At 44.6% G+C, this 23,655-nt stretch carries 20 protein-coding genes, 1 tRNA gene and 2 pseudogenes; 13 read left to right on the top strand and 10 right to left on the bottom strand.

Translation table 11 applies throughout. The features are described from left to right. Window positions 1-431 precede the first annotated feature (431 nt). The 4 genes from HXY43_RS03275 to HXY43_RS03260 form a co-directional block, all read right to left on the bottom strand. Window positions 432-1,124, bottom strand: a complete 693-nt coding sequence (locus HXY43_RS03275) for a hypothetical protein (RefSeq protein ID WP_290879948.1) — start codon at window positions 1,122-1,124, stop codon at window positions 432-434. A gap of 483 nt (window positions 1,125-1,607) precedes the next feature. Then, window positions 1,608-2,402 carry a DUF3891 family protein gene (locus HXY43_RS03270; RefSeq protein ID WP_026732879.1) on the bottom strand — a complete coding sequence of 265 codons (795 nt, stop codon included), beginning with the start codon at window positions 2,400-2,402 and terminating at the stop codon, window positions 1,608-1,610. 263 nt (window positions 2,403-2,665) lie between these two features. Then, window positions 2,666-3,814, bottom strand: a complete 1,149-nt coding sequence (locus HXY43_RS03265) for an alanine--glyoxylate aminotransferase family protein (protein WP_290879945.1) — start codon at window positions 3,812-3,814, stop codon at window positions 2,666-2,668. Between the two features lie 294 nt (window positions 3,815-4,108). Then, window positions 4,109-5,611, bottom strand: a complete 1,503-nt coding sequence (locus HXY43_RS03260; RefSeq protein WP_290879943.1) for an energy transducer TonB — start codon at window positions 5,609-5,611, stop codon at window positions 4,109-4,111. A gap of 322 nt (window positions 5,612-5,933) precedes the next feature. Between HXY43_RS03260 and HXY43_RS03255 the strand changes: the two genes are divergently transcribed. The 4 genes from HXY43_RS03255 to HXY43_RS03240 are packed head-to-tail and all read left to right on the top strand — an operon-like array spanning window position 5,934 to window position 9,270. Further along, the gene (locus tag HXY43_RS03255) at window positions 5,934-6,587 is read left to right on the top strand and encodes a MotA/TolQ/ExbB proton channel family protein (protein WP_290879940.1); all 654 of its coding nucleotides are present in this window, start codon (window positions 5,934-5,936) and stop codon (window positions 6,585-6,587) included. Beyond that, a complete protein-coding gene (locus tag HXY43_RS03250; RefSeq protein WP_290879938.1) occupies window positions 6,571-6,975 on the top strand; it encodes a biopolymer transporter ExbD in 405 nt (134 codons plus the stop codon). The genes HXY43_RS03255 and HXY43_RS03250 overlap by 17 nt, the downstream gene beginning before the upstream one ends. A gap of 22 nt (window positions 6,976-6,997) precedes the next feature. Beyond that, a complete protein-coding gene (locus HXY43_RS03245) occupies window positions 6,998-9,121 on the top strand; it encodes an acylase (RefSeq protein WP_290879936.1) in 2,124 nt (707 codons plus the stop codon). Next, window positions 9,118-9,270, top strand: coding sequence for a hypothetical protein (locus HXY43_RS03240; RefSeq protein WP_290879934.1), 153 nt, complete (start codon window positions 9,118-9,120; stop codon window positions 9,268-9,270). Before HXY43_RS03245 ends, HXY43_RS03240 begins: the two co-directional genes overlap by 4 nt. On the opposite strand, the gene HXY43_RS03235 is transcribed toward HXY43_RS03240, so the two are convergent. Further along, window positions 9,254-10,309, bottom strand: a complete 1,056-nt coding sequence (locus HXY43_RS03235) for an NF038130 family PEP-CTERM protein (RefSeq protein WP_290879932.1) — start codon at window positions 10,307-10,309, stop codon at window positions 9,254-9,256. The two genes, HXY43_RS03240 and HXY43_RS03235, sit on opposite strands and share 17 nt — an antisense overlap. Window positions 10,310-11,111: 802 nt before the next feature. Between HXY43_RS03235 and HXY43_RS03230 the strand changes: the two genes are divergently transcribed. The 6 genes from HXY43_RS03230 (at window position 11,112) to HXY43_RS03205 (ending at window position 18,637) form a co-directional block, all read left to right on the top strand. Beyond that, window positions 11,112-11,837, top strand: coding sequence for a 2Fe-2S iron-sulfur cluster-binding protein (locus HXY43_RS03230; protein WP_290879930.1), 726 nt, complete (start codon window positions 11,112-11,114; stop codon window positions 11,835-11,837). Then, window positions 11,834-12,829 (top strand): xanthine dehydrogenase family protein subunit M, encoded by a 996-nt coding sequence (locus tag HXY43_RS03225; protein ID WP_290879928.1) that lies wholly within the window; start codon window positions 11,834-11,836, stop codon window positions 12,827-12,829. The genes HXY43_RS03230 and HXY43_RS03225 overlap by 4 nt, the downstream gene beginning before the upstream one ends. Next, a complete protein-coding gene (locus HXY43_RS03220; RefSeq protein ID WP_290879926.1) occupies window positions 12,826-14,940 on the top strand; it encodes a xanthine dehydrogenase family protein molybdopterin-binding subunit in 2,115 nt (704 codons plus the stop codon). Before HXY43_RS03225 ends, HXY43_RS03220 begins: the two co-directional genes overlap by 4 nt. 134 nt (window positions 14,941-15,074) lie before the next feature. After that, the gene (locus HXY43_RS03215; RefSeq protein WP_290879923.1) at window positions 15,075-16,274 is read left to right on the top strand and encodes an XdhC family protein; all 1,200 of its coding nucleotides are present in this window, start codon (window positions 15,075-15,077) and stop codon (window positions 16,272-16,274) included. A 37-nt stretch (window positions 16,275-16,311) separates the two neighbouring features. Next, window positions 16,312-17,007, top strand: coding sequence for a nucleotidyltransferase family protein (locus tag HXY43_RS03210; protein WP_290879921.1), 696 nt, complete (start codon window positions 16,312-16,314; stop codon window positions 17,005-17,007). Window positions 17,008-17,959: 952 nt separating this feature from the next. Beyond that, on the top strand, window positions 17,960-18,637 hold the full coding sequence (locus HXY43_RS03205; protein ID WP_290879919.1) for a hypothetical protein: 678 nt from the start codon (window positions 17,960-17,962) through the stop codon (window positions 18,635-18,637). Between the two features lie 46 nt (window positions 18,638-18,683). Here the strand turns inward: HXY43_RS03205 and HXY43_RS03200 are convergent, their stop codons facing one another. The 3 genes from HXY43_RS03200 to ftsH2 form a co-directional block, all read right to left on the bottom strand. Next, complete coding sequence (locus HXY43_RS03200) at window positions 18,684-18,815, bottom strand: hypothetical protein (RefSeq protein WP_290879917.1); 132 nt, start codon at window positions 18,813-18,815, stop codon at window positions 18,684-18,686. Between the two features lie 436 nt (window positions 18,816-19,251). After that, a complete protein-coding gene (locus HXY43_RS03195) occupies window positions 19,252-19,446 on the bottom strand; it encodes a hypothetical protein (RefSeq protein WP_290879915.1) in 195 nt (64 codons plus the stop codon). A 476-nt stretch (window positions 19,447-19,922) separates the two neighbouring features. After that, entirely contained in the window at window positions 19,923-21,809 is a 1,887-nt protein-coding gene (gene ftsH2, locus HXY43_RS03190) for an ATP-dependent zinc metalloprotease FtsH2 (RefSeq protein WP_290879911.1), read from the bottom strand. Window positions 21,810-21,996: 187 nt separating this feature from the next. On the opposite strand from ftsH2, the gene HXY43_RS03185 reads away from it, so the two are divergent. Continuing rightward, entirely contained in the window at window positions 21,997-22,323 is a 327-nt protein-coding gene (locus tag HXY43_RS03185) for a hypothetical protein (RefSeq protein WP_290879908.1), read from the top strand. On the opposite strand, the gene HXY43_RS03180 is transcribed toward HXY43_RS03185, so the two are convergent. Further along, complete coding sequence (locus HXY43_RS03180; RefSeq protein ID WP_290879905.1) at window positions 22,297-22,569, bottom strand: DUF3493 domain-containing protein; 273 nt, start codon at window positions 22,567-22,569, stop codon at window positions 22,297-22,299. The genes HXY43_RS03185 and HXY43_RS03180 overlap by 27 nt on opposite strands. Before the next feature lie 36 nt (window positions 22,570-22,605). Between HXY43_RS03180 and HXY43_RS03175 the strand changes: the two genes are divergently transcribed. Together HXY43_RS03175 and HXY43_RS03170 are read left to right on the top strand one after the other, a co-directional pair. Continuing rightward, window positions 22,606-22,677: transfer RNA gene (locus HXY43_RS03175), tRNA-Thr, on the top strand. Window positions 22,678-22,819: 142 nt separating this feature from the next. Beyond that, window positions 22,820-23,143: pseudogene (locus HXY43_RS03170) on the top strand (metallophosphoesterase); the annotation flags it as partial. Window positions 23,144-23,248: 105 nt separating this feature from the next. Here HXY43_RS03170 and HXY43_RS03165 read toward each other — a convergent pair. Further along, a pseudogene (locus tag HXY43_RS03165) lies at window positions 23,249-23,551 on the bottom strand (hypothetical protein); the annotation flags it as partial. Window positions 23,552-23,655: the final 104 nt, after the last annotated feature.

Raw genomic sequence — 23,655 nt, 5'->3', positions numbered from 1 at the left:
TTGGTTCTCTGACCAAAACTTAATTTCTTTGACGAGGATTGGTTTTGCTTTTGGCTTTCAAACTATTGATTTTTCTTGGTTCGGACGTCTCGCTTTTGCTTGACACTTTATCTAGGTTAACAAGCTCTTTTAGCTTTGTCAAGGGATTAGAGAAAATCTTTTTCTTTTTTTCCTTGCTCTAAATTCTTGCTGCTAGCAACTTGTTTTGTCTATGGTTCGGTGTGTCTTGGCTTTTTGCCTTGGCACTTGATTACTATAGCAGAACTTTTTGTCTGTGCAACCCCTTTTCTGATTTTTCTGGCTTCGCTATCTACGTATAAAACGAATATGTTATGGATGGTGCGGTTTTAGTTGGGGCTGTTATAAGCCAAATTGCATGGTGAGAGGCTTCTGACTCAAGCTCTTGAAAACTCACTCCTTAAATTACTCCTCTAAATCATCATTTTATGTGGGGGTTTACTTGTAATCCCTTTTTCATATTTCAATGTGTATACACCATGACCCTGCAATACCCGGTACCACATACCCGACTGCACTCCTGTAGAAAGCATTTTTCCGACATTTGTTTTTGCAGTTTTAAATTGATCTGGTGTTAATTGATCGCCGTACAAGTCACGTACAATGGCGTCTATGTGAAAATGCAGATCCGGTTTGTGGCGCATCAAAATTAAGATGGCATTTTGTATGGAGTATTCCTGAAATTCAGGTAATAGAGGTAAAGTGCCAGGTTTTCTGGGAGTTGTTAGTTTGGGAATGTCAGAGATGTCTGGTTTTTGTGGTGAAGGAGTAGTAGATTCCGAATTCAGTGTTGAGGTAGATGGCGATGTGGTTAAGAGTGTATTTAGCTTGTGATCTAATTCTTGTTCTTGCTCGAGAGTCTCTATTTCCTCCTCTTGATGAACCGAATGATGTCTATCCTCAAGGTATGCCTGTGTAGATGACTCAGGCAAGCGCCTGTGGATATGATGCATCTTTTCTTCCGTAACATACCCTGATATTAGAGCTTCTAGGGCATTCATCTGGTTGCGAACCACAGACAAGCGGCGCTCTAAATCAGCAGCTTCCAAGACGTAGCGATCGCGTTCTGCTTCGAGTAACCTAAGAATCTCAGACAAATCAGTCATAGCAGTTTCGTTTTTTTGTTGAAAGGAACAAACAGGTGGAAAGTAAGGAAGTTTTTGTTAAGGCTCACACCCGCATCATTAGGCAAAAAGTCTATCGTTTCGTTTGTAAAGGATGCAACAAGGTAGTTGAACGCACTTGCTATCCTTCTAGACCATTGTTTTGCCAACGATGCCGACCATCCAAAACTCAGCCATCAAAGCCTCAGTTGACGGTAACACGTGGGAAATCAAAGACTTCAAAAAAGTCAAGTAAAAAATCAAAAGCAAGTTAACTATCCAAAAAGCATGATGGCTAATAATTCTAGAATGAACTGCAACACTAGGCAGAAAATGCTGAGATAAAAACCACGAATCTGGTAATTATGCAACAGGAAGGGTGTAGCTCATTATTTATGGAGAATGGTATGAGACATTACTCTTGCCTGCAAATTCTGGAGAAGGGCAAAGAAAAAGCTTTCATCTCTTTACCCTTTCTCCCTTTCTCTACTCAGGCTTTAAGGTAGTACTGAGAGTTACCCAACAATCGTCCATCAAAGCTTCTCGCATTGCTTTTTCATCGTTAAAGGCATGTTGTAGAAGTTGTCCCTCATAGACCAGTTTGACTTCATCCTGCTGAAATGGCCAAGGAGTAACCGCTACCTGCTGATGGTTGTCTTGGTCTTCTAACAAGGTCAATCGCAGTGTACTTTCACTATTAATTGTGGGTACTTGCTGAAGAACTTGCTGCTTACTGGTAAATCCCTGACAGAAGATTATTGATAACGCATCCCATGTTGCTACCAATTTTCTATTACGTTCGATGACTTCTGGTGTCACATAGGTTGCATAGTATTCATCCTTTTGCAAAACAGCAATGAGTTGCTTTTGAAAGGCATACTCCTGCTTGAGGAAATCCTGGACAATTTGAGTAGATATGGGCGAGTTTTGCCAACTTGTAAATCTTTCATATAGTCCTGTTCCATGCAGCGAAACCAGCAACGCTACATATCTACCTAATAGCAGCGCAAACTGTTTGGCATTTAACCAGATATTTATATGTGCTTGAGTAGAAAGTTCTGTAAAGTTGTGAGGATAACCAGTTTGGGGATTTAGTGTAGGTGCTTTTTCCCAAAGTAGCCAGCCAATATCATGTTGTTCTGCACAAAGACAAACTTCTTTTCTAGGGAGGAATTGACCAAAATTTTCATTGCCCCAAACTTGCGCTATTTGACCTGCAAGCCAAGCATGATTTGGTTGAGTGATGCAAATCAGTCCCTGTTTTGATAAGCGATGCAACATGAATCAATATCCGGGATTATTTATTCAACAATCCTGACTAACTGTGCAGTGGTTTTCAAAGCACAGTCACGCTGTCTGGGTCTGCTACTTATTTCAGTCTAACTTAATTAGACTTCTTACAGAATTTTGGGAAAGGTGAAAGGGGAACGGGGAAGGGTGAAATACCCATTAACCTTTAACTTCTCATATTTTCCCTGAAAATTTCCCTTTTAACCTTTCCTTATAAGAAGGTTCAGCACTCGCCAGTACTACACCTACATATACTATTTGGGTAAAACCTGCCGCAGTGCTTCTAAGAGTCTATCCACGTTTTCTTTGCGGCTATTGAAACCCATAAGACCAATACGCCAAACTTGACCAGCTAGTTCGCCAAGACCACCACCTATTTCAATGCCATGTTCTAAGAGTAACTGCCGTGCGGTCGCTTTACCATCAACTCCTTCTGGAATGCGGACTGTAGTTAGAGTTGGCAGACGATACTCTCGCTGCACGTGTAAGGACAAACCTATATCTTCTAATCTCCGCCAGAGATACTCTACGTTTTCTTGATGACGTCGCCAGCAGTTTTCCAATCCTTCTTCAACCACTAGACGCAGTGCTTCCCGGAGTGCATAGTACATGTTGGTGGGTGCTGTGTGATGATAGATACGTTCTTGACCCCAATATTTCTCCAACAATGTCATATCCAAATACCAGTTAGCCACTTTGGTCTGGCGCTTTTGCAATTTTTCCATAGCACGCAGACTCATTGTAAAAGGGGAAGCTCCAGGTGGGCAACCCAAGCCTTTTTGGCTACAGCTATAAGCTAGGTCAACTCCCCACTCATCTAAAAATATGGGAACGCCACCCAAACTTGTAACTGTATCTACTAGCAGCAAACAGCTAAATTCACGACACAAATCGCCAACTCCTTCCAAAGGTTGACGTGCACCTGTAGAAGTTTCAGCATGAACTAAAGCGAGGATTGCTGGACGGTGAGTTTGTACGGCAGTTCGCAACTCATCCAATGAAAAGACTTGTCCCCAAGGCTTTGTAATAGTTCGCACATCTGCACCATATCGTCCTGCCATATCAACAAGACGATTACCAAAGTACCCCATTACACCAACCAGAACTACATCACCTGGTTCTGTAACATTGGCAATTGTTGCTTCCATTGCAGCTGTTCCTGTACCACTAACGGCAATTGTCAGGGGGTTATCTGTTTGCCATACATAACGTAGTAGCGACTGAATCTCATCCATAAGTTCTAGAAAAGCTGGATCGAGATGCCCTATTGGTGGAGTATTCATTGCTTGCAGAACTGCGGGATGAGCATTCGAGGGACCGGGGCCCAACAGCAAGCGTTCTGGTATGGAAAGAAGCTCAAGTTGCGATCGCTGGTTGTTATTGATTGATATTGCTTGCGTCATATTTGTATTTGTACTTAGCGAGATGATAGTTATAAAGGCATCATAGCCTTTGAAGGAGCGGCGATAAAGCTGCACTCTATAACTGACATCAAGAGGCTCAAGTAACAACACCCTTTGCAATGATGTGAAAATTTGCTATTTTTTACCTGTGCCGCATCTGCATGGCGATCGCAAGTAGGCTTTTTTCGTTTAAGTCTAATTATGTCTAGAAAAAGCTGAGGATTGTATTTAAAAGTGGCATCGCATATTTGCGGGATGATTTTAATAGTTTTGTGGGATGGGCTGAAGAAAATTTTACTGTTGTGTACCACTAGGTGCAGGTGGTGCAGCAGGTGTTACAGTTGGTGCAGTTTGTTGACGGCGGCGTAAAGCATCCTGTAATCTATTCCCAGTATTATTATTGGATGTATTTGCTATTCTCCGCTTCCGACGCTGAGATGGTTGCCTGACTCCACTACTATTAACATTACTGTTAGGTGTAACTTGCTCGCGTCTTCTTAATCTAGTTGGGGTCACTTGCCTGGAACTAGCAGAACTGCTTTCCACACTATTACGACGCAAAGGACGATTAACTTCGGATTGTTGTGAAGAAGGAGTTGTTGCTGGCGATGTTGTCAGTGCGCGTGGTCGCCTAGTTCTAGTTCTGGTAGGAGCGTCTGTGTTATTTACTGAAGCTTCCACTTGTTGTCTGCGTGTAGTGTTGCTTGTATTATTGGTAGTGGTAGCAGTTGTATTTTGATTTCTTTGTTCTTGTTCTCTTCGTCTTCGCCGTTCTTTAACTTCACGGTGACGCCGCGAGCCTCGAAGGGCGTATTCTGTAGCGATTGTCACACCTTGTCTTCCCCCGCTTGTGGGTTTTAATTTCCACTCGCGTGCTTGTCTGGCGTGTGCTTCATCCAATTCACGATTACCACTGGATTTAGTAACTCTGACATTTGTGACATTACCATTTTCATCTGTGTCTACAGCTACTTCTACCCTGCCTTCAATACCACGTTTTCTTGCCTGTTCTGGATATTTGGCATCGCATTGACGGCAAGCAGCACGACCATTACCATCACCTGTGGAACCGGTTGTTAGTTTAGGAGTAGTTGGTGCTGTAGCAAATGTCTCGCGTTTTCTGCGTCCTGAACCACTACCTGTGCCGCTACCGGTTCCGGAACCACTACCAGATCCAGTGCCTGTACCATTACCAGATCCAACAGCAATCGTAGAACTAGAATCATTTCCTGTGAGCGTAGTTTGTGTTCCAGAGCTACCTCCACTATTTGCTTGACTTTCTCTTGAGTCTCTAATATCGCTAAGTGACTGTCTTAATTGCTCACTGCTTGCAGTTGTACTTGGAGAGGTAGTTTCTGGTTTTATATTTTGGGCTGGTTTTTCAGTTACTACTTTAGGCTGGTCAGCAACAGGCTTTGGCGGCTCAAATCGCGTCTGTTCCGGCTTGTCTGGTAATGGTTGGATTTTAGGAGGAGTTTTGGGAGTCTCAATAACCTTTTGTATCGGGGTTGTTTCCCTTATAGGTGGAGGTGAAGGAGCCTTAGCAATGTTTGCAGGTTGTTGCTTTATTTCTCTTGCTGGTGGTGTATCTTGAACTTCTGGTTCTTCTGGTTCTACGAAGGTCAATTCAATAGGTTCCTCTTCCAACTCTGGCACTCTAGCCAAAAAGTTGCCAATACCCGAAGCTAATGCACAGATATGCAGTGAAAGTGAGCCAATGAGACTGAAAGTCAAAAAGGATTTTAGAGCTTTTGCTTCTTTTTGCCGTTGCTCCACTGCAATATTGGAAAAGCTCATGACCTATTGCTACTCCTTTTCACTAATACTTTTCAAACTAAAACGATTAGGTGCAAAAGTCAACTAACCAAAATTTAAAAAAATTCAAAAAAATACTTAGCTGATGGAGCCAACAGAACAGTTTAAAGCTGCTTTTTTATTCTAATTGCGAAAAAAAACTCAAATAAAATCAAATAAAATTTAAATAATTATGTCATTAAGATTTAAAAATACTTGACATGATTTCCATGATATTCTAATGTTTGTTGAAAATATATATCATTTATGTGCAGCAGCAACTGTTGGTTTGACTGTAGGTTGTTGAGTGCTTTAGGAATATCACATGGGAATTAGCGAACTGTTTGTTGCAGGTGGCATAGTCATGTGGCCCCTGCTTGGGTTTTCGGTGTTGGCAGTGGGATTGATTATTGAGCGTGTTCGTTTTTGGTATCGCGTTAATAGCCGCCAAAGTCGTGTAGTCCGAGAGGTATTGAATCTCTATCGATTGAATAATATAGTTGGTGCTTTGGAGAAGTTGCACAAAAACGCAGATTTACCGATCGCACGCATTTTTCTTGCAGCATTAGAATTGGAAGAACCAACTCCTGAAGAATTTCGCTTAGCGCTAGAAAGTGAAGCACAAGCGGAAATTCCCATCCTGAAGCGGTTTAACACCATCTTTGAAACCATCATCAGTCTTTCGCCTCTACTTGGGTTGCTAGGAACTGTTTTGGGTTTGATTACCTCCTTTGCATCTCTCAACCTCGGTGATGTGGGAGGTTCAAAAACGGCAGGCATAACTGGCGGGATCAGTGAAGCACTGGTGTCTACGGCAACAGGTTTGATTGTGGCTATTTTTACGCTTTTGTTTGCAAATTCTTTTCGAGGTCTCTATCAACGTCAAATTGCATTGATTCAAGAATACGGTGGCGAACTTGAATTACTCTATCGCCGTCGCTACGAACGAGGTGAAAAAGCTTATGCGCCTTCAAGATGAAGCAGAAATTCCACCGCAAATTAACATTGTGCCCATGATTGATGTGATATTTGCGATTTTAACCTTTTTTATCATGTCAACTCTGTTTTTAACCCGTTCAGAAGGTCTACCAGTTAATTTACCGAAGGCGGCAACGTCGAAAGCACAGCAAGTGCCGACCAAAATCACCATTACGGTAGATGCCCAAGGAAAGATCAGTCTGAACCGCAAACCAACTACTGTTGATGCTTTAACTGAACAAGTGCGTGCCTTAGTAGGTTCCAACCAACAAGCACTAGTAATCATCAATGCCGATGAAAAAGTCGATCATGGTCAAGTGGTGGCAGTGATGGATCGGGTTCGCCGGGTGGAAGGAGCAAGGTTAGCGATCGCCACTCAAAAGCCTTAGTCAGTCATCACTGCCTACAATCATGTTGAATAACACAACACTTTTAATTGCCCTGAGAGCTAGCAGATGGCAAAATGTACTCAGGGCATTCATAATATTTATACTTAGTCTCTGCTTGGCTTTGTTTTTAGGAAGCCAAGGTTTCGGTTCTGCACCAAGGCACACAGAGATACTATGGGATACTCAGGGTGTACCACATATATACGGAAATAACAACCGTGGTGCATTCCGAGCATTCGGTTGGGCTCAGATGCAAAGTCATGGTAACTTGCTTTTGCGTCTTTATGGTCAAGCACGAGGGCGGGCAGCTGAATATTGGGGAGAAGAGTACATAGATTCAGATAAATGGGTACTGACTATGGGAGTTCCCAATCGTGCCAATTCTTGGTATAAAGCCCAAAGCCCAACTTTTCGCAGCTATTTGAATGCCTTTGCTGATGGAATCAATGCTTACGCTAAAGCCCATCCTGAACTGATTGACGATGAAGTAGAAATTGTGTTGCCCGTTAAGCCAGAAGATGTGCTGGCTCATTTACAACGGGTATTAAATTTTACTTTTATCGTCAATCCGGAGCAGGTTGCAGGCATGACTGACAAAGGTAGTTCCGCTGGTTCTAACGCTTGGGCAATTGCTCCCAAACGCTCTGCTAGTGGGAATGCAATGCTTCTAGCAAACCCGCACCTACCTTGGTCAGATTTATTCCTCTGGTATGAAGCACAAATAACCGCACCGGGGATAGATGCTTATGGAGCAACACTCGTAGGTATTCCAGTTTTAGCGATCGCCTTCAACGACAATTTAGGTTGGGCTCACACAGTCAATACTCACGATGGCTGGGATACTTATGAGTTAACCCTCGCTGGTGATGGTTATCGCTTTGACAACCGAGCCCGTGCTTTTGAAACAAAAACTCATTCTTTGAAAATCAAGCAAGATGATGGCACTCTCCGCGAACAACCACTTCTAGTAAAAAGTTCTATCCACGGGCCAGTAGTTGCAGAAAAAGATGGTAAACCAGTGGCGTTGCGCGTTGTTGGTCTTGACCGACCTGGTGTATTAGAGCAGTGGTGGGATATGGCACGCTCCCAAAACCTAAACCAGTTTGAAAGCGCACTAAAACGCTTGCAACTACCTATGTTTACGGTGATGTATGCAGACCGAGAAGGACACATCATGCACTTGTTTAACGGTCAAGTGCCTGTTCATTCCCAAGGAGATTTCGCATACTGGCAAGGAACAATCCCTGGTGATACTTCCAAGACATTGTGGACAAAAATTCACCCTTACCGCGATTTGCCACGCATCATCGACCCAGCAAGCGGCTGGTTGCAAAATGCCAATGATCCACCCTGGACTACTACATTTCCACCTGCGATCAAACCAGGGAATTTTCCGCCTTATATGGCACCTCGGATCATGGATTTTCGGGCACAACGTTCGGCACGGATGCTGGCAGAAGATGAAAAAATCTCTTTTGATAAAATGGTTGAATACAAGCATTCGACGCGCATGGAACTGGCAGACCGTATCTTGGATGATTTGATTCCAGCCGTACGAAAGCAAGGTGGTAAATTAGGGCAGCGAGCAGCTGATGTACTGGAAGCATGGGATAGACAAGCTAATGCTGATAGTCGAGGAGCGGTACTGTTTGCCTTTTGGGTTGAACAAATGGATTTAGAGCAAGCGTTTAGTAAACCTTGGCAAGAAGGTTCTCCCCTCACTACCCCTGACGGTTTAGCCGATCCTAAAAGTGCAGTAGCAAAATTAGAAGCAGCAGCAGCTAAGGTAGAAAAAACCTATGGTTCCCTCGATGTAGCGTGGGGACAAGCTTTCCGGCTTAAGTATGGAAATGTAGATTTACCAGCTAATGGAGGCGATGGAGAGCTAGGTATATTCCGTGTAGTTGAATTTGCTCCCACTCCCGATGGACGCTTCCAATCGATTGTAGGTGATTCCTATGTTGCTGCGGTTGAGTTTTCTAAGCCTGTACGGGCAATGGTACTCACTAGTTACGGTAATGCAACTCAACCGAACTCACCACACGTTGGGGATCAATTACAACTTTTCGCGCGTAAGCAATTGCGTCCAGTTTGGCGAACACGTCAGGAAATAAAAGCTCATTTGCAGGAACGGAAAGTATTTTGAGGTTTGAGGTGCGTCCTCATCTGTATGCATCTGGAGGACGCTGCGTTGGAGGGTTTCTCACGAGCGATCGCAGTTATTTTTGCGATCGCATCCCACATGAATTACTGAAAGACATGCTATTATTAGTTTTCTTTACTCTCTACAAGTAAGTTCAGTTGTATTTTTTTTTAGCTTGCATTGTGCGGCAAACATACCAGTAACACCTAATAGACCAAGTATGAGTGAGGGTTCGGGTACTGATTGGTAAGAAATGGAAGGAACTTTAGGCTTATATCCAGGTGTGTTCCAAGTGTAAATCGCACTGTAAGATACGTCGTCGTCAGAAGCTGTGATTCCAGACGCAGTCGGGTTAAAGCTGTAGGCGTAGTAAGTTTTATCACCAGTTACAACCTTAGCAATTTCACTAGCCCCGATTGAACCTTGGTATGCGTTTACTGTAGCTTGCAGACTGAGCAGGTCTTTTAGCTTTGTCAGTTGAGCTATTTTACTTGACAGTTGGTTCTTCACTGCCACTGGAGTTATAGGTAGTGAAAGCTGCGTTTGAAGTTGTGAAATCAGACTATTAACTTGTAAAAGGGTTGGTAGACTTGTTACAGTTGGAAATTGTGCTTTAATTTCATTCCATTTCTCGGTGAGTGAAGTGGAAACTAAAGTTGATAGTTTAGTCTTCACATCTAAGTGACCAACCAATTTCAGTTCCACACCGCCATCTTGACCGAACTGGAAGTTACCAATATTAGGATCTCCCATCCCTAGCAAAGGAAAATAACTCGTTACTAATGACTTAGTATTGTCTGAAAACCCATTCCATACTGACTGGAATGGTGTGTAGGTACTCAACAAGTCACCCAGCCATTGAGAACCAAAAACACTCCAATCAGCAGCAGTGACACTACTAACCGTTGCGCTGTAATTTCCTTCGCTAGCAGTGAAGCCGACGTTAGAGGTAGGATTTTCTGTACTGTACCAAAGCTCGACGTTGGAAGTCACGTCACCATCGCTTAGGGCATTGGCCGCTGCTGCTGTATTATTAGGAATAAATGTGCCATTCGAGCCACCAGTGTAAGTTTTAATTTCATTCGAGTTATTGAAACTAAAGGATACGGCGTGTGCGGGAGTGGCGGCGATCGCACTCATCCCAGCAGCTATTGAAGCACCAAACAAAAGTTTTTTAACTGTATTTTTCATTATTATTGTCTCCATCAGTTCTGAGGTTGAGTTTTCCACAACCACCACTTTTAGGTTTTGGTTGCTGTGATTACAAACGTAGTATTTTGGTAGTGCAACTCGATAAGTACAAATTCCCTACTGAGCAAGAAGAACTAAAAAATCTGACCAAAGATTATTCCAGGCTGCACCTTGGTTAAGCACAAAGATGTATCACTACAAACACAGTGTACGAAACTGAGAGAATCAATTGGGTGAAGCTCTTGTAGATTAAAAGTTAAGTTATAGCAAAATAAATAGCTATTATTAATACTCTTTTATAAGTGTTTGCACTTAAAATGATTTTGTAGAAAACTGTATTTAATATATTTTTAATTGCGATCGCACCAGTTACATATTATCGGGAACATTACCAACTACTCGTTCATCTGCTTCTGCCTTGCCCGAAGGGCTCTTAAAGGGTGGGTTCTTCTGCCTTCTGCCTTCGTACTTCTGCCTTCTGAAAATAAAGAAGTGACAAGGAATCACCTCTCAAAAATCAATAACCAAACACAAAAGATTTTAGGCATTGCATGACCGCTTGTCACAATTATGCTACTTTTTGCCTCCACAATAAAAACAGCGTTTATAACCTGTCAAAATACCTCTAGTTGCTGAAGACTTTTACACGCTTGGTCAGTATTATCAACCATGTTCAAGAAAGCAGACTGCGATCGCAATCATATGACACTCTCTACTCTTCAAAGCGTTATTCAAAAGTCAGGCTATAAATAACCAACTTCGCAGCAGGAGACAGATTTAATGCAAATTAGAGGTACAAATCATGCAACACCCTGAAAAAGGGGCAGAGAAAACCTCCCGACGCGGTTTTTTGGGACAGGCACTGACCGCAGCCGGAACGGCTATAGCTGCTCCTTCATTAATTAATCAGGCGACCGCAGCAAAGGATACTACCCAAGGTTCCGCAGATGAGGAAGGTAATATGAATGTAACACTTAAAGTTAATGGTGAGCAGCAAACTCTCACAATTGAACCGCGCGTGACACTCTTGGATGCCTTACGTGAAGGCTTAGGACTGGTAGGCAGCAAAAAGGGGTGCGATCACGGACAGTGTGGGGCCTGTACTGTTCTCGTTGATGGTCAGCGAATTTATTCCTGCCTGACTCTGGCTGTGATGCAGGAGGGTAAGGAGATTGTCACTATTGAAGGGCTGGCGAAGGGCGAGACTCTCCATCCGGTACAGGCGGCATTCATCGATCACGATGGTTTTCAGTGCGGCTATTGTACACCAGGACAGATTTGTGCTTCCGTTGCTCTACTCGATGAAGTGAAACGAGGCTGTGCCAGCGTTGTCACATCAGATCTAACTAATCCTCCACAGCTGAGTGAACTCTCTGAAACTGAGATTAAGGAGCGATTGAGTGGCAATCTCTGTCGGTGCAGCGCTTATAACGGCATCGTGGCAGCAGTACAGCAGGTCGCTGGACAAAAACCACCCTCTGCGGCTGCAACTGTAATGGTCAGTGAACCCAAGGAAACACCCGTATGAACAACTTCACCTATATCCGTGCTGCCTCAGTCAAAGATGCAGTTCAACGGGCAACTGCTGATAAAGATGCGATGTTTATCGCGGGCGGTACAAATCTAGTTGACCGCCTCAAAGTCTTTCTGGATGAACCTTCGCAACTCATCGATATCTCCCGACTCCAGATGCAGCGCATTGAACGGATGCCAAATGGCGGTCTGCGTCTCGGATCGCTGGTGAGCAATACGGCAGTGGCAGACCATGCAGATGTGCGTCGCGACTACCCGCTACTGTCCCGGGCGATTCTGTCCGGTGCATCTCAGCAAATTCGCAACATGGCAACCTTAGGTGGCAACCTACTGCAACGTACCCGCTGTCCCTACTACTACGATACCGCCTTCCCCTGCAATAAACGAGAGCCGGGGACTGGTTGCCCAGCAGCAACAGGTATCAACCGCATGCATGCCATCTTTGGTGCTAGCGATCAGTGTGTGGCAGTCCACCCCTCGGATATGTGTGTTGCTCTCGCCGCTTTGGATGCCGTCGTGGATGTGGAAGGGCCCAAGGGCAAGCGGCAGATACCTTTTGCAGACTTCCACCGTTTACCAGGAAACGCACCCCAGCGAGACACTAACCTGGAGATGGGTGAATTGATCGCCGCTGTCAGCTTGCCGCCAGTGCCGTTTGCTAAATCGGGGGTTTACCTGAAATTACGCGATCGCACTTCCTATGCCTTTGCGTTGGTTTCTGTAGCAGCTGCGGTTGACTTGGAGGGCGATAACATCAAAGATGTCCGTTTGGCTATGGGCGGTGTTGCTCACAAACCTTGGCGACCAACGGAAGCAGAGAAATTTTTGATTGGCAAGCCTGCCAACGCGGCAACATTTCAACAGGCAGCAGAGATAGCGCTGCGGGGAGCCAAGCCTTTAGCCCACAACGGTTTCAAAATTGAATTGGCAAAGCGAGCAATTCGCCGCGCACTTACGGTTTCAGCCAAAGGAGGAGGCGTAGTATGAACAAGGTGATTGGAACTGGCGTCAGCCGCAAAGACGGACGAGCAAAGGTCACGGGTACGGCAACCTACGCCGCCGAACATCAAATTCCAGATCTTGTTCACGGTTATCTCGTCACCGCCACCATTGCCAATGGGCAGATTCAAAGCATCGACACCCGCGCCGCAGAAAAAGCACCAGGAGTAATCGCGGTTTTCACGCACAAAAATGTGCCAAAGATGTTCATGCCCACCAACGATTTTATGACCACGAAAATCTACGAGGCTCGGCTGCCGTTGTCGGATGACAAGGTTCACTACGCAGGGCAAATTGTTGGCTTGGTGGTAGCAGATACATTTGAACGAGCACGTGATGCGGCACATTTGGTCAAGGTCGAATACACAACCCAACAGCCACTCGTGGATTTCAAAAAAGCCACTTTCAAGGAGGCTCCACCCCAGATGGGCGAGGAGCTAAAGTTCGAGAAGGGGAATGTTGCAGCAGGGGTAGCAAGTGCAACACCGAAAATTGAAGCTACCTACACAACTTCCACCGAACTGCACGCGCCGATGGAACCCCATGCCATTATTGCCCACTGGCAAGATGACAAATCACTCACTGTTTACGAGCCTTCCCAGTGGGTATTGGCATCCCAGCGCACCTATGCAGAACTCTTCGGACTCCCGACTGAACGGGTGCGCGTCGTCACACCCTTCCTTGGTGGAGCTTTCGGCTGCAAAGCCTTTCCCTGGCCCCACAGCGTTCTCTGTGCGGCAGCTGCCCGCAAACTCCAGCGTCCTCTCAAAGTCGTCCTCAGCCGACGGCAAATGACAATGAATACAGGACACCGTTCCGAAACTGAGCAAACGATCCGTTTGGGAGCAACCGCCGATGGCAGCCTCACCTTGATTGACCACGAGGTGAAATCTTCCACTTCGCCAGTGGATGTGTTCACAGAACCCTGTACTAGTATCACGCCAGTTATGTATGCTACGCCAAATCTGCGACTGAAGCAGGAACTGGCAAAGATGAACATTGGCACGCCAACATTCATGCGCGCACCAGGAGAAAATCCTGGTTTGTGGGCGCTGGAGTCGGCGATGGACGAACTGGCTTGGGCGCTCAAGATTGACCCAGTGGAACTGCGCCTGAAAAATGAAGCGAAGGAACACCAGCGCAAGGGTCTGCCATTCTCTGCCAAGCATTTTGCTGACTGTTTGCGGGTAGGGGCAGAGCAATTTGGTTGGCAAGACAGACCAAAACAGCCGCGATCGCTAACGCGTGATGGCAAACTTGTTGGTTGGGGAATGGCAGCAGCAACTTTCCCCGGTTTGCGGGGTGCAGCATCTGTTAAAGTACGGTTATTACCAGACGGTACTGCCCATGTTCTTACCGCCGGAAATGATATGGGCACTGGCGCATACACTGTTGTTGCTGCTACAGCAGCAGAGGCACTGGGGCTACCAGTAGAAGAGGTACGGGTGGAACTAGGCGACTCGTTGCTACCAGATGGCGGCATAGCGGGTGGTTCAATGATGACAGCATCCCTCGTTCCTGCGGTGATGTCAGCCTGCCAACAAGTCCTCAAAAATGCCAAAGCTAAGACAGCGCAGGAAGCGTTTGCAACTCTCAGTCAGTCCGGACGAGCAGCCTATGAGGCGACAGCATCCTCCGCTCCTGGTGCAGAGGCAAAAAAATGGGCATTCCAGTCTTGGGGCGCACATTTTTGCGAAGTCAGCATAGATGAAGAAATCGGACGCCTACAAGTAACGCGCTGGGTATCGGTGATGGATATCGGACGAGTCATCAACACCAAGACAGCAGCGAGTCAAGTACGGGGTGGTGTGATCATGGGCATCGGGCAAGCTTTGATGGAAGAGTGTCATTTAGACCCAAATATTGGTTATCCCGTAGTTTATGACCTCGCCACCTATCACTTTCCAGCCCATGCAGACATTCCTCGCATTCAGGTAACTTTCGTGGGCGAACCCGACCTCAACTTTAACCCAGGAGGCGTACGTGGTGTAGGTGAAATTGGCATCACAGGTGTCTCGGCAGCGATCGCCAACGCGGTTTACCATGCCACAGGTAAACGCATCCGCGATCTACCTATTACACCTGACAAATTGTTGTAACACAAGGGGCAAGGGGCAATGGGCATAAAAATTATGAATTATGAATTATGAAATTTTCAGCATTCAACATTCACCATTCATAGTTCTCACCGATTCCCAATCCCCAACCCCCAATCCCATTTCCGTAATTTGTGATGAATGAACTACATGCTATTTTGAAAGCATTTGCAGAAAGTCAGCATCATGCTGAACCAGTATTTCTTGCCACTGTTGTTAATGTTCAAGGCTCTACCTATCGCCGACCAGGTGCGCGGATGTTGATGACACCAGCAGGGCAAATGGTGGGGACGATCAGCGGTGGTTGCTTAGAAAATGATGTATTTGAACATACTCGCGTCTCAATGCCAGATGGTAAACCAATAGTTGTGACATATGATACTACTGCTGATGAAGATATTGTTTGGGGGTTTGGGCTTGGCTGTAACGGTGTGGTACAAGTCCTGATTGAACGCCTAGATAAAGATGACTCAGTTAACCCCCTGGCTTTTATTAATCAATGTTTCTGTAACCAGCAACAAGGTGCGATCGCCACTGTTTTTAATGTAGAGGGTACGGTTAACATCAAGGTTGGGTCACGCTTAATACTCAATTCAGACAATAGTGTAATTACAGATATTGAAGAACCTTCGTTGACTGTGGCCATCATCAAAGACGCTCAAATCGCTCTTGAAAATCAACATTCAAGTGTCAATAAATACCAACTTACATTAGGTAAGATTGATATATTTATCGAAGTCATCCAGCCACCCACACGCTTGACAATTTTTGGTGCAGGTCATGACGCTGTACCTGTAGCGCAGTTTGCCAAAGCCTTAGGCTGGCACGTTACCACAGTTGATTGTCGAGCTAGTGAGGCAACCAGAGAGCGTTTTTCAATGGCTGATGAGGTAATTCTCAGCCGCCGAGAAATTCTACACAAACAAATATGTGTGGATAAACACACTATCGCTGTGGTGATGACTCATAATTATCTCGACGATTTAGAAATCCTGAAAATGCTATTGCCATCTTCTGCACTCTACTTGGGTTTTTTGGGCCCCAAGCATCGCACTGAAAGATTGCTTCAAGATTTACGTGCAGAGGGAATTAACTACACCGCAGAGCAACTACAAAGGTTGCATGGTCCGGTTGGTATTGATATTGGAGCAGATACACCAGAAGTTATAGCTTTATCCATCATTGCTGAGATTCAAGCCGTGCTGACAAACCGTTGTGGTGGTTTTTTGCGAGACCGCACTGTACCAATTCACCAACGGCATGAAGTTAAGGAAACCCAAGTTGGGCGATTCATCAATTCGGGATGCGGAGCCTCCAAATCCTCATTACCAGATTGAGCCTGGTAACGATAATTAGACTTGGTAACGAGAAAAAATGACAATCACCAATCCAAAACTAGAAACTACTGAACCAAATGTTGCCATCATTATTCTGGCAGCAGGTGCATCAACACGTATGGGCACACCTAAACAACTGTTGCCCTATCAAGGACACAGCTTACTTAGCTACACTCTTGAAAGTGCGATCGCTTCAGTATGCAATCCAGTAGTGGTTGTTTTAGGAGCAAATGCCCAACAGATACGTTCTGAAGTCAACCAACCTTCTGTGCAGGTGGTTGAAAATCCCCAATGGAATTTGGGAATGAGTTCTTCAATTCGTTGCGGCATTCTATCGCTTTCAAACTATTCTGAAAACATAGATGCAGCAGTTATTGCTGTTTGTGACCAGCCGTTTCTTTCTACTCAAATTATCAATCTCTTAGTTGCATCATATCATTCCACAGGAAAACCTATAGTAGCTTCCCAATATGCAGGAACTTTAGGTGTGCCTGTTTTGTTTAGCAGCATATTTTTCTCAGAACTAGCAGTTCTAAAAGAGACTGATGGTGCTAAAACTTTTATTAATAAACATTTCAATGAAGTGTTCTGCTTTCCTTTTCCACTAGGCGCAATTGATATTGATACACCAAAGGACTACGAACAGTTGCAAACAACTATCAACTTAGAAAATAGGGTTGTATTGCAAAAACTTCTTGAGGATGAAAGATGGATTTGTGAGGGAGATGTTTAATCCACAACTACCCATTTAGCGATTAAGCGCTGATGCCCTTCATGCAATTCTTTTATCCAAATCATAGAAAGCTTTGGTCGAGTTTGGATAGTATTACCAGCTTGAGAAGTATTTGATAATGAAATTGGCTGTAAAGGAAATTGAGCTATATTGAGCTATATTGATATTTTCTGTCACTTGCATTAGTTTTCTCCTTTTTGGAATTATTATTTGTGATTTAAGTATCGTTATATCGGTAGAAGTTTATGCAGAAAATAGAAATATTTTTAGAAGATTTTTTCTTAAAAAATCTAACTACACTGCTACAAAGAGTGTGGCTATATTTACATACGGTTCAGTTAAGGATTTTTGGCAAAAAAATTGGTCTGTAGAGACCGTAAGTTTACGGTCTCTACAAAAGGTTGTGGGCTTATCAGTAAGCGCATTGGGCTATATTTAACTGACAGTAATTTGAAATTACTAGATTTAATTAATATTTAGTTTTAAATTGAAATTTTTATTTGGATATAGGAAACTACAAAGTGAAGGTATTGCATTCCAGATTCTGCTCTAAGTTCCTTTGAAATTGAATTTTACCAAGTGCGATCGCAATTTCGTGAGTAATTGAACTGGTACTACGACAAATATTTCCCACTGCGTTAGTGCAGACGCTTAGCGACAGTAGCTCCTTCAAAGCAAAAGAAGGCTCGCTGTCTCTTTGGCAATCACAACTTTTACACCGTCTGTGACGTCTGTCGGGTGGGACTAGTTTATGTATAAAGCTTTCATCATCTTCCCCAAAATTCAGGTATGATTGGGGATTTTTCTTTTCCCTGAAGTAGTACAATTGTTCTAGTTAGCAAATTTATTTTCAAACTTCTACCAACTTTAGTGGAATCGCTTTTGTCATTAACTCCTGACGAAAGGCGATGAATTTGTTGTGCATACAGGGAAGTTTTATAAGGTCAAAACTATGATGACACAAGTGCAGAGTGTAATTACAGCCCAAGTTGACTCTAAAACAATTGCTTTATCAGAGTATGAGCCATACGTTGAAGAAAAAGCCAATATTCCCGATAGCGTTGATGTCGAAAATGTTTCCTGGCTTTCGCTTGCCGATGTTACCAAGGCAATTGTGCATCATGCCTTTTGGTTAGCCGACCAAAAACAGAAACTTTCACCCAAGCAGTACAGAAAGCTACTTGTCGATAGGGGCTGGAAGGGCGAGGAAAAAAAGTATCTCAAGATTGCTACGGCATTTAGTAAGTTTTCGCCTCAAGATTTAGCAAAAATTGAACCACTAACTGTATATCTACTAGCAAATAATAGTAACAAGTACAAGCCAGTAATAGATACACTACTGGACTTAAGTGCCATTACCCAAGAGGCTGTGCGTTCTCTAGTTAAACAACAGCGCACTCCTAAACAACCAAAACCTGAAAAACCGAGTATTTGGCGGCGAACCAAGAATGGAGGAAGGTACTGCCAAATTCCACCCATTCACTCTGAAGATGAGCAGACAGGGGTAACTTTGCAAAAAATGATGGACTCAGAAGGGTTGAGTGCTCAAAAAATCGTAGCAGAAGCGATCGCTCTGCGGCAAGCATATAAGGAGGGGCGGTTAGTGCTGGTAAAAGAAGAGAAAAAATGATTTATACCCCTTGCCTACTCACTCCGTTCTCAAAGAACGGGGTGGTTCATACTTGGCTAACTGTTTTCTCATCAATGTCCTGGGCAACTTTTTCAAGTTCTGGTTCAATTACCGTTAGATATTGCTCTAATATTGCTAAATTGCGGATGTTGGATTTATTGTAATTGCTATAAGTCAATCCGAATAGAAGTACTATTTTTTGATAATGTGGGTTTATTTGCAGTTAATGTGAGTTAAAAATTCGCTAGGAAAACTAGTCGGAGTATTTCTGGTTAGAGATTGCGAAACTTAGAGCTATAGAAAATTACTCTTATTAGCATAAAATTTTCGGGTTAGTATACCAAAACAGACAAAAGCTGTACAATAATACAAATTTTGGGTTTTTTCATCCCCAAATATTTGGAGTAGTATACCAACGCTACTACAAACATTAAGAAAACCCCAGCTAGCATTTATGCAAGCTAGGGTGTAGACTTTATCTGGCTTATATCGAGTGTAAATGCCTATCGGCTTCATGGCAGCCCCCCTCTAACCCCTCGGGGGCTTTTTGTTCGTACACTTCATCCCAGCGAGTAAGGTGGAGGAAGCGACAAAAACACTTTTTTGTGAATAACCTACCAAAGAGCAGGTATTGAGGTAGAGTCCGGCATAGATTCTGTTTCTTTGGGAGTTGGAGTTGTTTGTGTAGGGCTGGGCGTTTGTTGTATCTGTTCGGGAGTTGGAGTTATTTGTGTGGTATTAGGCGTTGGTGATGATGTAGGTAATAAAGTTGGGCTGGGAATAGTGCAGCTAGTAAGAAGTAATGTCACGTTCCAAGCAAATAGGCCGAGCAGATAGATGGTCCCTTTGACTCGTTGTGCCATAGAGAATGGTTATTGACTGGGACACAGGCTATAAGATGTAACCAAAACAAAAAATCGGGACTTGTGCCCCGACTTCCGCAAAAGCGAAAGAAAACAATTACCTACTCTTAAATGTGAGTCTCTGCCACGAGACAACATAAACCATTATATAACTATACAGCTAAATATATAAATAAAATTTTATAACGTGGATGAAAATTCCTTCAACACTCAGATCTAGCTCCTAGCCGCTAGAAAGTAGATTGGCGTTTTCGTACAGAAGATGCAAGAGTTAAGCTTTCAAAGATTTATCCAACCCAACAAAATTTATGGGACAGACCGCTAGGCTAGGTGTTTGTTTTATGTTGCTAATAGCAACAAACTAAAGGCTCAAGCATTGCTGCCTGAGCCTCTGTTAGATTTAATGGATCTTTAAACAACTATTACAGAATTGGCGTGTACTGCGGCTTTTCGGGTACGACTGTGTACTCAGCAACAATCTGGCGGAATTCTTCACCATCAATGGTTTCTTTCTCGATTAGCAAGTCCACTAACCGATCCATGAGGGTGCGATTCTCACGCATGATTCGCTTGGCGTTGTTGTAACACTCTTCTACAATAACGCGGACTTGACTATCAATCCGAGCTGCGCTGGCTTCGGAATATTCAGACCGAGTCATCCAGTCCCGGCCCAAGAATACTTCTCCGGTTTGGCTTTCTAAGGACAACGGACCCAAGTCAGACATCCCAAAACGAGTCACCATTTGCCGGGCCATGCCGGTAACTTGTTGCAGGTCATTTCCCGCACCAGTGGTGATTTCATCTCGACCAAAAATCACATCTTCGGCAGCGCGACCACCTAAAGCACCTGTAATTCTGGCTTTGAGTTGAGAGCGAGTAATCAAACCCATCTCTTCACTGGGAGTAAACCAAGTCAAACCCTGTGCCTGTCCTCGTGGAACCAAGGTAACTTTTTGCACGGGATCGTGGTCTTTGAGAACAGTTCCCACCAAAGCGTGTCCGATTTCGTGGTAGGCAATTAAACGCTTGCTCTTGCTATCTACCAGGGGTGTACCTTCCATACCAGCAACCACCCGATCCACAGCATCATCAATTTCTGTGAGGGTAATCGCGTCTTTCCGGCGTCTGGCGGTGAGAATAGCAGCTTCGTTGAGCAAATTCGCTAAGTCTGCACCGGTAAATCCAGGAGTACGGCGAGCAATAGTATCTAAGGATACGCTGGGGTCTAGTTTTTTGTTCCGAGCATGAACCTTCAAAATCTCCAAACGTCCTTTAATATCGGGTGCATCGACAATTACTTGTCTGTCAAAGCGTCCCGGACGCAATAATGCCGCATCTAATACATCAGGACGGTTAGTAGCAGCAATAATAATAATGCCGGTGTTACCTTCAAAACCGTCCATCTCGGTCAGCAGTTGGTTGAGGGTTTGTTCCCGCTCGTCGTTACCACCACCGATACCAGCACCCCTTTGTCTACCGACAGCGTCGATTTCATCTATAAAGATGATACATGGGGCATTGTCTTTAGCTTTTTTAAACAAGTCGCGGACGCGGGATGCACCCACACCTACAAACATTTCCACAAACTCCGAACCAGAGATGCTAAAGAAAGGAACACCTGCTTCGCCTGCGATCGCCTTTGCCAATAATGTTTTACCAGTTCCCGGAGGCCCTACTAACAGCACTCCTTTGGGAATGCGTGCGCCGACAGCAGTAAATTTTTCTGGCTGCTTGAGGAAGGTGACAACTTCTTGGAGTTCTTCTTTTGCTTCTTCGATACCTGCGACATCGTCGAATTTGACTCCGGTTTTGGCTTCCATTTGAAAGCGCGCTCTGGATTTACCGAAGCTCATTGCTTGACCGGGACCACCAGGCAAGTTGCTAGAACGACGGAACAAAAAGAATAATCCAGTAATTAATAAGATTGGAAAAATTAGATTCCCCAATAATCCCCAGATTGCACCGTCATTTCGCATTGGGTGGGCATCAAAACTCACTCCTTTGTCTTTGAGCTTGGTAATTAGCTCAGGAGCGCTAGCAGGCAGATCTACACGTACCCGCTGGACACGATTGTCAAGATCTGGATCTACGGCTTCCACTATTGCCGTTCTGCCGCCTTCATAAAGATCCACGTTCGTCACGCGATTAGCGTCTAAGTATTCCAGAAATCGACCGTAGGTCATGCGAGTACTGGCTGTATTTCTACCCATATCCGCAGGAGTGCCAGCGAATGCCCCCTGCCAAAAGAAAAAGCCAATTACCAAAGCTGGCAATGTCCAGAGAACCAGGACTCTCCAGGAGAATTTCATCTTGTTTTGCCTCTAGATGCCGATACAACTAATCAGCGATATCATTACCGTCACGATATAGCTGTGAAACGGATATTCATAAATCCATTTTGTTTTATTTGATATTTTGACGTGGTTTGCCATATAGCTATGTCAGAGCCATGACGCCAAAAAGAATCTTAATTAAATTTAACTTAATTCTAATACAATGCACCAAAAAAGAGAGTCGGAGAGTAAGGATGGGGTGATGGGGAGAGTCCAGTTTTGTATTCTCCCCACCTCCCCACCTCCCTATCTCCCAACGCCAGGTGCTTTATGCCGGGGAACCATGCACGGCAGTCGTACCCTGCACCGAAGCCCTCCGGGTACTCTACGAGAAGCCGCGCTGCGCGCGTCTACATGGGGGAAACCCCCTTTGGAGCGCGCTGCCTCACCACCGCACTGGCTCCTCTCCCCCTCTTCCTCGTTTAACCTTATACCCTTCCCCTGTGCTTTTTCCCGTATTAACCTACCGTCGATTTTCCCAACGCCATAAAAAGACCATCAGAGTAACTATTCCCACTTGTAGTGCTAAGTTGGGCAAAGCAGCGTCAAGATTGCGTCCGGCCAGTACCTGAAACAAAAAGATGAATGCGCCGATAAAACCAGAAGCACCACCAGCGATGTAGATAAATTTCCGCATACCGCGATAGGGGGCTGCAACTTCTGCTTTCAGACGAGCATATTGTTCTGGATTGATTTGACGCCCAGACATGCGATTTTGAGAATTTGGCTGTACCATAAAACTTAAATTATGCTATAATTTCGAGTTGTTCGTGCCGATGTGGCTCAGTGGTAGAGCACCCGATTCGTAATCGGGCGGTCGCGGGTTCAAATCCCGCCATCGGCTTTGGTGAGAGACTTACTAAGATTTTATGGACAACAGCAATTGATAAGGACGAAAGTTAATTAGTGGCTGTATACAATTTACGCCTAATGTGAATTAGCTCTCGGTCGGTAATGGGGAATAAAACTACCAATTACCTCTTCCCTCTCACTGCTTGGACTACTTGCAGACAATGGACACAGGTCACGCTGACAGCAATATTAACTGGATTGTTTGCGGCGGTAGTGGCTACAGTCTGCGCCGCCAGCGGACTGAGGGAGCAGATTTGCTAGAAGACCAGAGGTTGGTAGCGCGATCGCATTTATTTGTTGGTCGTAACGGACATGGTTCTGAAAAACGACGACCATATTCTTGTTTGCGTATTGATGTTAAAGACGGTCGCCCCCCCAAATTTATCATTCGTTCCTTAGTTATCGAACGGTATCAAGGGCAATGGTGCGATCGCCAAATTCAACCGTTTACTATTTAACCGCAATGAGCCATCAAGTGGAAAGCGATGATTGGGTAATTAATCCCAATCATCGCCAGGTGCCTTCGTGAAAACTTCTATCAAATCCCTAGCTTAGCGACAAAACTAAATAACCCCAGGGCCTCTACCCCTTTCGTCGCGATCCATTGTTAGTTCGCCTTGTTTATCTTCATTTATTTCTTCGAGTTCCTCAGCACGATGGGCAGCATCTTCTTGTGCTTCTTGCCGTGCATCGCCAGGAACTTCATAGTACATTTCCGGTTCAACTGCGTAGTTATTTAACAAACCTTCTTTGTCTACTGTATAGCCATCTGTGGTACGTAGGCTTTGACTTGGATGGGTTTGGTCATCGGTAGATGCATTTGCTTCTCTCTCTTCTGTGGGGAGTGTTTTATTTGACAACTCCCCGCCGTAGAACGGCGGAGATTCTTCCTTCACCCAACATTGCCTCTAAAAGCAGTGCCTTTAGATGGTCTTACACGTTGTCCAGAAGCGGTAGCGAGATGCCCTCC

This window comes from Fischerella sp., assembly GCF_013388695.1.
Taxonomy (GTDB): Bacteria; Cyanobacteriota; Cyanobacteriia; order Cyanobacteriales; family Nostocaceae; genus PCC9605.
This window is presented reverse-complemented; position numbering and strand designations above follow the sequence as displayed.

Coding starts and splice junctions, on each gene's coding strand:
- HXY43_RS03275 (WP_290879948.1), bottom strand. CDS start 1,124: ATGACTGATTTGTCTGAGATTCTTAGGTTACTCGAAGCAGAACGCGAT.
- HXY43_RS03270 (WP_026732879.1), bottom strand. CDS start 2,402: ATGTTGCATCGCTTATCAAAACAGGGACTGATTTGCATCACTCAACCA.
- HXY43_RS03265 (WP_290879945.1), bottom strand. CDS start 3,814: ATGACGCAAGCAATATCAATCAATAACAACCAGCGATCGCAACTTGAG.
- HXY43_RS03260 (WP_290879943.1), bottom strand. CDS start 5,611: ATGAGCTTTTCCAATATTGCAGTGGAGCAACGGCAAAAAGAAGCAAAA.
- HXY43_RS03255 (WP_290879940.1), top strand. CDS start 5,934: ATGGGAATTAGCGAACTGTTTGTTGCAGGTGGCATAGTCATGTGGCCC.
- HXY43_RS03250 (WP_290879938.1), top strand. CDS start 6,571: ATGCGCCTTCAAGATGAAGCAGAAATTCCACCGCAAATTAACATTGTG.
- HXY43_RS03245 (WP_290879936.1), top strand. CDS start 6,998: ATGTTGAATAACACAACACTTTTAATTGCCCTGAGAGCTAGCAGATGG.
- HXY43_RS03235 (WP_290879932.1), bottom strand. CDS start 10,309: ATGAAAAATACAGTTAAAAAACTTTTGTTTGGTGCTTCAATAGCTGCT.
- HXY43_RS03230 (WP_290879930.1), top strand. CDS start 11,112: ATGCAACACCCTGAAAAAGGGGCAGAGAAAACCTCCCGACGCGGTTTT.
- HXY43_RS03225 (WP_290879928.1), top strand. CDS start 11,834: ATGAACAACTTCACCTATATCCGTGCTGCCTCAGTCAAAGATGCAGTT.
- HXY43_RS03220 (WP_290879926.1), top strand. CDS start 12,826: ATGAACAAGGTGATTGGAACTGGCGTCAGCCGCAAAGACGGACGAGCA.
- HXY43_RS03215 (WP_290879923.1), top strand. CDS start 15,075: ATGAATGAACTACATGCTATTTTGAAAGCATTTGCAGAAAGTCAGCAT.
- HXY43_RS03210 (WP_290879921.1), top strand. CDS start 16,312: ATGACAATCACCAATCCAAAACTAGAAACTACTGAACCAAATGTTGCC.
- HXY43_RS03205 (WP_290879919.1), top strand. CDS start 17,960: ATGATGACACAAGTGCAGAGTGTAATTACAGCCCAAGTTGACTCTAAA.
- ftsH2 (WP_290879911.1), bottom strand. CDS start 21,809: ATGAAATTCTCCTGGAGAGTCCTGGTTCTCTGGACATTGCCAGCTTTG.
- HXY43_RS03185 (WP_290879908.1), top strand. CDS start 21,997: ATGCACCAAAAAAGAGAGTCGGAGAGTAAGGATGGGGTGATGGGGAGA.
- HXY43_RS03180 (WP_290879905.1), bottom strand. CDS start 22,569: ATGGTACAGCCAAATTCTCAAAATCGCATGTCTGGGCGTCAAATCAAT.